This window comes from Shewanella hafniensis, assembly GCF_019655335.1.
GTDB classification, from domain to species: Bacteria; Pseudomonadota; Gammaproteobacteria; order Enterobacterales; family Shewanellaceae; genus Shewanella; species Shewanella hafniensis.
Genome location: NZ_BPFD01000125.1, coordinates 1 through 7,082 on the forward strand (window position 1 = coordinate 1; position 7,082 = coordinate 7,082).

General features: G+C 39.3%; 6 protein-coding genes, 1 tRNA gene and 1 pseudogene. 4 read left to right on the forward strand and 4 right to left on the reverse strand.

The genetic code is table 11. From position 1 onward, the window contains the following. On the reverse strand, positions 1–125 hold a 125-nt coding region (locus K5Q99_RS20855), incomplete at its 3' end, for a helix-turn-helix domain-containing protein (protein ID WP_220776858.1). 102 nt (positions 126–227) lie between these two features. On the opposite strand from K5Q99_RS20855, the pseudogene K5Q99_RS20860 reads away from it, so the two are divergent. Together K5Q99_RS20860 and K5Q99_RS20865 are read left to right on the forward strand one after the other, a co-directional pair. After that, positions 228–1,769, forward strand: a pseudogene (locus K5Q99_RS20860) (methyl-accepting chemotaxis protein); the annotation flags it as partial. A 213-nt stretch (positions 1,770–1,982) separates the two neighbouring features. Further along, positions 1,983–2,070 (forward strand) — tRNA-Ser (locus K5Q99_RS20865). Positions 2,071–2,480: 410 nt separating this feature from the next. Here the strand turns inward: K5Q99_RS20865 and K5Q99_RS20870 are convergent. Both K5Q99_RS20870 and xisR read right to left on the reverse strand, forming a co-directional pair. Beyond that, positions 2,481–3,755 (reverse strand): tyrosine-type recombinase/integrase, encoded by a 1,275-nt coding sequence (locus K5Q99_RS20870; protein WP_220778014.1) that lies wholly within the window; start codon positions 3,753–3,755, stop codon positions 2,481–2,483. A 5-nt stretch (positions 3,756–3,760) separates the two neighbouring features. Continuing rightward, positions 3,761–3,949 (reverse strand): excisionase family protein, encoded by a 189-nt coding sequence (gene xisR / locus K5Q99_RS20875; RefSeq protein WP_014620713.1) that lies wholly within the window; start codon positions 3,947–3,949, stop codon positions 3,761–3,763. A 349-nt stretch (positions 3,950–4,298) separates the two neighbouring features. On the opposite strand from xisR, the gene K5Q99_RS20880 reads away from it, so the two are divergent. Both K5Q99_RS20880 and K5Q99_RS20885 read left to right on the forward strand, forming a co-directional pair. Beyond that, positions 4,299–5,540, forward strand: coding sequence for a tyrosine-type recombinase/integrase (locus tag K5Q99_RS20880; RefSeq protein ID WP_115334762.1), 1,242 nt, complete (start codon positions 4,299–4,301; stop codon positions 5,538–5,540). Between the two features lie 32 nt (positions 5,541–5,572). After that, positions 5,573–6,031 (forward strand): 5' nucleotidase, NT5C type, encoded by a 459-nt coding sequence (locus K5Q99_RS20885; protein ID WP_220778015.1) that lies wholly within the window; start codon positions 5,573–5,575, stop codon positions 6,029–6,031. A gap of 545 nt (positions 6,032–6,576) precedes the next feature. On the opposite strand, the gene K5Q99_RS20890 is transcribed toward K5Q99_RS20885, so the two are convergent. Next, entirely contained in the window at positions 6,577–6,786 is a 210-nt protein-coding gene (locus K5Q99_RS20890) for a hypothetical protein (protein WP_107946796.1), read from the reverse strand. Positions 6,787–7,082 lie beyond the last annotated feature (296 nt).

The following is a 7,082-nucleotide window of genomic DNA, read 5'->3' on the forward strand; positions in this document are numbered from 1 at the left end:
ACTTCCCTATAGACACTAGAGCGATGACAATCAATGCATTTAGCTATGTGTACTATCGAAAAGCCCTGTTCTAACAGCACGGAAATCTGGTATCGTCTTGCTTCGGTCAACTGTTGATAATTCATGGTGATACTCTTTTACTTTGGCGAGATAAAGCGTACCACTTTTCAGCAGTTGGCTTCTTCTACACCTCAATTAGAGTGTCGCAGTTATTATCTGAATTCTGGAATAAGATATTACTGGCGATAGTCGATGAAACCGCTAAAACTGGCGCCAACCAAGAAATCGCCATTAAAGCCGCGGCTTTTAGTGCCTTTTTGCAATTGAAGGAGAGGGCGGGGATTGAAAGGGCAGTACTCAGCTCAACCTTTGGTCAAGCCGGATTTAAGCCTAAAGTTTATGCAAAATTTATCACTTTAGTCTCGGAGCAAAATACCTACCAAGAAAGGTTTTTAGCCTTAGCCTCAATGGATTTATCCGCTGCATTTAACCGTTTACAGAGTTCAGCTGCAATGCATGACGTTGAACTGTTACGTCAAATTGCGTTTGAGCAAGATAATCAAAAAATTCAACAACAAAGCCCAGAAGATTGGTTTAGTAAATCAACCGCGCGGATTGAGTTATTACGTGAGTATGAGCAACAGGTCTCAGCTGATTTACTCAAGATCACCCATGAGAGATTATCCTCAGCAAATGAGAAAATGTTCTTAGTGCTCACGACCTTAATCTCAGTATTAGCGATAGTCTTGATACTGAGTTTATCTGTGATCCGCTACTTGCACGACAGTGTGCATCATTTGTATTCGACTATTACACAAGCCCGTAAACATTATGATTTGAGTGTGCGTTTGACTCAAACAAGCTCGGATGAGTTTGGTGAACTTGCCATCGCCTTTAACGACATGATGAGTGATTTTGAAAAGGTTATCCTACATGTGCGTGCTAGCGGCGCAAAGCTACAGCAAGCGGTAGCCCAAATGGACCTTTGTACCCACGCCATGGAGCAAGATGTGATGGCGGGTCACAGCGAGGCAGAGCAAGTAGCCTCAGCTATGACAGAAATGAGCGCGACAGTGACCGAAATTGCCAGCAATGCCGTACAGGCATCCGAAGCGTCCTCGGCCGCTAATCGTGAGGCAAAGTCAGGTAACATTGAAGTTGGCCGTACAGGTATATCAATTAAGGCTTTGGCAGATGATATTAGCGGTGCATCTCAAGCGATAAATGAATTGGATAAAGAGATCCACGGTATAGTCGTTGTGCTCGATGTGATCAGCAGTATTGCTGAGCAAACCAATCTACTGGCGCTCAATGCTGCGATTGAAGCTGCACGAGCAGGGGAAATGGGCCGCGGTTTTGCCGTTGTCGCTGATGAAGTCCGCAGTTTAGCGCAGCGCTCGCAAACTTCTACTTCTGATATTAAAAATATGACCGACAGATTAAAAACGGGGGCGATCATTGCAGTAAAAGCCATGGAAAGGGGCTTGGCACAGGCAAACAACAGCGTTCATGAAGCTGAGAAAGCGGGTATCGAACTGAAACGTATTGTAGAGCAAGTCGACATCATTGATCGAATGAACGAGCAAATTGCCACAGCAACCCATGAGCAATCGGCGGTATCCGAAGACGTAAATCGTAATGCACTGAAGATCAGTGAGATTTACCTTAATACCCAAAGGATCTCCGATGAGCTTAGGGAGCTGACCAAAGCCCTAACGTTTGACGCAAATTTAATGTCGAAAGAAGTACACAAATTTACCGTCAATTAACGGCATAAAACGGTGAAAAGATTCAGGAAATGACGCTGGTTTGTTTAGCAATTGTGCAACCGCCTGAAACTGAGTCTTTTTTACTTGACCCCCTTTAGGCTTTTGCGTACAGTACCGCTCCGTTAACGATGAAAGCCTCTCGGCAAGGCTATATAAAATCGCTAGCGATTGTTAAACGTGAAAGATTAACCACGCTAACATAAATCGACATATGGTGAGGTGTCCGAGTGGCCGAAGGAGCACGCCTGGAAAGTGTGTATACGGTAACGTATCGAGGGTTCGACTCCCTCTCTCACCGCCAAATTCTTAAACAAAAACAGCGACTTACGAGTCGCTGTTTCTGTTTTGGGAACTATTTGGGATCCAAATGTGGATTTTAATATAGTTGTTTAGCCTAAAATCTCCCTTCCAATCATTTTTTCCGGTTTTACCTTAGTGATATTCTTTCACTCATTCAGCACTTATCTACCCATCTTAGGCATACATGCAGTTGGTATGTTATCAAGTGTAGGTGTGTAAAAAATCATCTATGTTAGTTCGACAGTTTCTAGAATTATTTGATGGGGTGAAAACAACTGAAATGTTGCTTAGCTAATGTGAAGGGAAGAACAGTTGAAATGTTGAAACCAGCATTGTTCCGGTGATTTTTTAGAACCTTAATAATGCTGGATATTGGCATGCTTATTTTATCTAATGTAAGCAGCTCTATAGTTACCCTTGAGCGGTTGTGAACCGTTCAAAAATAGAATTTATCTTTTGGGATGCGCTATCTCGTTCTACTTTGTTTGGAGATTTATTCCATTTAAGATAGTGTTTCTCTGTTGTTAAGACGCTTGCATGGCCGAGTTGTTTTGAAATGTACGTTTGATTAGCACCTTCATTACATGCTAAGGATGTAAAAGTGTGTCGGCAATGGTTTGGTTTTGTCTTGCTGACGTTGATAACCTTCAGAAAATGATAAAAATCCTTTCTAAATTTCTGTTCGTTTTGATAGCTTGTTTGTGTATCCATGCATAGCAAGACGAATCGGACATTTTCTTGTTTGATTTGTTTATAATCCGCACCAAGAGTCTTGATTGTTTGTTGAGGTGATAGTTCATAGAACCTTTTCTTCATTTCATTCAGCATCCAAAGCGCAGGATCTAAAATATCGACTTGACGAGATTCGACGCCTCTTACTTTTAAGGTTTTATATTTTCCATCTACTCTCGCTCTGCGGATGTTAATAATTTTTTTTTCTAAATCAATATCCTCCCAAGATAAACCCATTAGCTCTGAAAACCTGAGCCCTGCGCAACAATTGAACAATATAATAAGTGCAATCATTGGGTTAATAGAAATACTATTCTGAATTTTGTTAAGATCCTCGATCGTGAATAATTTTTCAGTGATTGTGCTATCGCCATGACCCTGCTTAATTTTCATTCTTCGTAAATTGATCGGCGACTTTACTAAATCACCGTTGTCGACGGCATTTTGTAAAAGTGTATCCAGCAGCCTGATCGTCTCATTCACTGTTTTCCATGCCAACGTAGATAATTGTTCGTTACGAAACTTAAAGACATCATTTGAGTTAATTTCAAGTATATTTTTTTCACCAATAGCCAATGAGATACGCTTAAAGTGACCTTTATAGCTTTTGACTGTAGCGGGAGCCAAGGTGGGATAGTGGTTTTTTGTATAGTTTTCTATTAAGTCATTAATAGTTAAAGGAACTTTGGTATTATTTCTTTTATAATTAGCGAACGCGAGTTCCAACTCGGCTGGCGATAACTTCCGCCATCCATCTAACTTAGATATCACGGAAACAATTTCTAGAGATGTAAGGCCCACATACAGTGTTTGTTTATAAGTCCTGTTTTGTCGTTTAAACACAGCTCTTAACGAATTACCATGTACTTCAATATTTTTAATTTGATGCTGATTTATTACCCCTTTTGCTTCAGCAGGTGTTAGTTGCACTGTATTTAAAGGAAATTGTTTCACTGTGCTTAATTCCCTTGTTCATTGATTAATACGTCAATTGCTTCGTAGTGAAACATATTCGTACCATCGAATTTCTTGTAATGAATCCCTTTAATCAGCACCTTACGACGAATTTTGCTCTTAATTGCGTTATAAGTTAACCCTTTGTAACGTTCCAAAATTTCTGCAGTGACCCATCCTAGTTTTTGAGACATATCTTAACCTCGCATTTTGTTGGTATGAGGTTATTGTCATCGAAGTGATTTGGCGCTGAAAATTTTGATTATGCTTTCTTTGCTTTTTATTTTTGTAACCCAAGCTTCATAGTTTTTTTTATGTTGCTGATTTTTAATTATTTTGTTTTGACTTAAGGTTTGTTGTCGAGCCAGGCAACACTACTGATATTTAAAAAAATATTTTTGAATTGACTACTTTTTAGGGCAGTTCTTGGAGTGATTATTTTGTTTAGGAAGGAATTTAAGCTGAGTTTCACAGTGAAGATTCCTTTTAATATCATTAATTTAAGTTAATATCAAGGTATATTTCATACTTTGGATAGACCAGATGTTAATGACAGTTGAGCAAGCGAAATTGTTTTGTAAGAAAAAAAATATTAAACATCTAGATATTCGCTCAAGTACCTGCGTCCGAATGATGTTTAAACTTAACTCAAAACTATACCGTATGGCATTGGATGATATTGAGTGCACTGAACAAGGATTGTTACGCGCATCAGTAATCGTTAGTGATTTGAAAAATCTAGCAAAATATAATCATGAGCAATTTTTGAAGCAACTTGATAATTATCATTTCATTCGAGAGGAACAGCTTGAAGCTAAATTCTTCAATCATTACATTGACGCTTTTTTGAACGCGAAAAGGATAACGTTAGCGCCATGTACGATTAAAAACTACGAGAATAAGATTCTGACGCATATCGTGCCTCGCTTTGCAAATGATGCAGTTGATAAAATTAAGCCGTTAGATATTGAATCATGGATGAATACTAAACTAGCGTATTTGAGTAACAAAACGATTAAGGAGATTTTAAGCATTTTAAATCAGATATTTACCTTTGCGCTGTTGGATGAGGCAATATCGGTTAATCCGCTGGATAGGTTAAAATCGACTAACGTTACAAATCTCAAAGTGTTAACGCAAGTACCAGATCCATTCTTAGCCGAAGAGATAACTCAAATAGCATCAGTGGCCACAGATAGACAATCTGAAGTCAATATGATCATTTGTAATTGCTTTCTCGGTCTAAGGGTCAGTGAGTTGATGGCGTTGGCATGGGAAGATGTTGACTTAGAGAACGATACAATTCATATCTCGCGTGCAGTCGTTGAAGGCATTTACAAAAAGCCAAAAAACCTATCTAGTAACAGGCATATAGAGTTACTCCCGCAGGCAAAAACAATACTCATTGATCAGCGTGATAATTATAATTATTCTGCACTAGAAACGATTAATGTGCTTCGAGAGGACAATAAGTCTATAGAGAGGCAGCGTGTTCACTTTGTATTTTGTAATAGTAATACTAGAAAAGCATACACTTCAGATGCCCACTTGAGACAAAGATTTTATTGTTACCACTTGAAGAAAGCTGGGATTCGTTTTAGAGGGCCAAGTCAAACGCGGCATACCTTTGCATCGCACTTAATTTCGGCAGGACTACCTTTATCATGGGTTGCTCGGCAAATGGGGCATACCAGCATAAAGATGATCGAGAAACACTATGGTAAGTGGCTACCAACGCAAAAATACTGCATGAGAGAAATGGCTGAAAAAGCTTTCACATTTTGATTTAAATGATTGAAATTACTTAAGGTTAATATATGCCAAAAATCGTATATGTAGACATGGACGATGTGCTTGTAAATTATACAGAAGCTGTAACCTTTAAAAAACTCCAGAAACCTGAGCAGGCATACCCTCAAGCTGAATTGGGATTTTTCAGCTGCTTAGCCCCTAAAGTAGGTGGCATTGCTGTGATGAAAAAGATGCTCGAACATCCAGAAATTGAACCTTATATAGCCACAGCGCCAAGTTTGCAAAATCCATTGTGTTATATGGAGAAGCGTATTTGGGTAGAGCAATACTTAGGCATGGAATATGTCAGTCGTCTTATCATCATTCCGAACAAAGGATTGCTGAAGGGAGATATTCTTATCGACGACCATGTTGAAGGAAAGGGCCAAGAGTTTTTTAAGGGGGATTTGTGGCAGTTTGGTTCAATACGCTTTCCAGACTGGAGTGCTGTTGAGATTGAGTTATTTAATAACTTTCTCAGATGATGACGCCTTACTTAATAGTCAAGCTAACTGGCGAAAGTTGTTGGCTCGAAGTGGTGGTTGAGCCAGATTGATTTCGATGCGATTTAAATAAGGAAACTGCTTAAACATTTAGGCAGATTCCTTACTATGGTCACGGGTTTCAGAGTTTTTTCTTATCTATTTCTTTGGCTTACATCTTTTCACAAGCACTATGCTGCCAATAATCATTAGCGCAATTGGTAGTAAAAATTCCATCATTTTTCCTTAACCGCCCTATAGGCGTCATTCACTAATTTGTCTGGTTAGTTACGTTGAGGTTTAGCAAAACCGGAACATCATGTACTTAAAACGCACCCATGGATCCTCGGGCTCAGGTGTATTTGCATAACGTCTATCATAGGCTAAAACACCGAAGGCGTACTTAATATGCAGTATTAACGGAGGTAAAAGGCAATTCATATCCTCAGTATAGATAAACCAGCAAAAGCACATGATGGTGATAATGCTCAAAAGGACTAAAGGTATCCATTTGGCAAGTATTTTGTCGTTTAGATGACGGCGCATAATTAGAAACCATCCCCAAATCCACTGTCGAAATCGCAGCTAAATGTGTCGTTAGGCAATGACCAAGCATCATCGCTTATGCTGCTATTACACGCCGATGTGTCGGATTCAGTAATGCCAAATGGGTTGCCATGCACATCGATTCCTGTGTTACCTATCATAGGTGTGCCATCAATGTTTACGATCGGGCCGTTGTGATTATTGTCAGTCATGCTGTTATTCCTTTAGTGTGATTAAGAGTAAAGCTCCTAAATTGACATTAATGAAAAAAAGCACTTTTTCAAGCATATTTTTCGCAATGGTGAACAAGAAAAATGTTCAGTGAGTTTTGTTGTTTTTCTTTCATTTTTTATCTTGTCTCGGACTTCACACTCACATTAGTGACGACATTTTAATGCTGAGCTTGCAGGTTGGCGTTAACAGAATGTGCTTTTGACGAGCAAAAATCGGTACGATTTTCTGCGACAAAAGTGCTTGTGATAACAAGCTTTCAAGCGCGGATTTGGGC

Excerpts from the sequence above, each read along its gene's own strand:
- xisR (WP_014620713.1), bottom strand. The coding sequence starts at position 3,949 with ATGTCTCAAAAACTAGGATGGGTCACTGCAGAAATTTTGGAACGTTAC.
- K5Q99_RS20880 (WP_115334762.1), top strand. The coding sequence starts at position 4,299 with ATGTTAATGACAGTTGAGCAAGCGAAATTGTTTTGTAAGAAAAAAAAT.
- K5Q99_RS20885 (WP_220778015.1), top strand. The coding sequence starts at position 5,573 with ATGCCAAAAATCGTATATGTAGACATGGACGATGTGCTTGTAAATTAT.
- K5Q99_RS20890 (WP_107946796.1), bottom strand. The coding sequence starts at position 6,786 with ATGACTGACAATAATCACAACGGCCCGATCGTAAACATTGATGGCACA.